The following is a 529-nucleotide window of genomic DNA, read 5'->3' as shown; positions in this document are numbered from 1 at the left end:
TGGCCGACGCGGTCCGTAGCGGCCAGCGGAGCGCCGGCGGCCAGGTGCTGGGCGCCGAGCGAGGGCGGTACGACGGCCGCGGGATCAACCGGGTCAAGTACGTCGATACCGAGGGCAGCGCCCGCTGCCTGGACGATGTGCCGCAGCCGCGTCGCGGCGCGGACAGGCGCGGCGACCATGACGTTCGGCCCGCGCGTGACCGAAATCCCGGTGAGCCATAATCGGCCAACAGGTTCGGCCGACGTCGAGTAGCCGCCTTTCGAATCCGTTTCACCGGCGGCCGGGGCGGCCGCCCACAGCATCAGGGAGAAACCATGCGAATCCTGCTGGGTGAAGACTAAGCCCCCCTCCGCGAGACCATGGCCGCGCGCCTGAAGCGCGAAGGCGTCGCCGTGGACGCGGCGCAGGACGGCGAAGAGGGCCGGTACATGGGCCGGGGAGTGCCGGTCGTCGTCGGCATCATCGAGCGTGGCATGCAGAAGATGTCGGTAATGGAGCTGATACAGGCCCTGCGCGAGGCCTGTATCTT

General features: G+C 69.6%; 2 protein-coding genes. One reads left to right on the top strand and one right to left on the bottom strand.

All coding sequences use genetic code 11. The features are described from left to right. On the bottom strand, window positions 1-302 hold a 302-nt coding region (locus CSC70_RS14385; protein WP_162457235.1), incomplete at its 3' end, for a hypothetical protein. Window positions 303-359: 57 nt separating this feature from the next. Between CSC70_RS14385 and CSC70_RS14380 the strand changes: the two genes are divergently transcribed. Further along, on the top strand, window positions 360-529 hold a 170-nt coding region (locus CSC70_RS14380), incomplete at its 3' end, for a response regulator (protein ID WP_484573210.1).

The organism is Pseudoxanthomonas kalamensis DSM 18571 (genome assembly GCF_010211745.1).
Classification (GTDB): domain Bacteria; phylum Pseudomonadota; class Gammaproteobacteria; order Xanthomonadales; family Xanthomonadaceae; genus Pseudoxanthomonas_A; species Pseudoxanthomonas_A kalamensis.
This window is presented reverse-complemented; position numbering and strand designations above follow the sequence as displayed.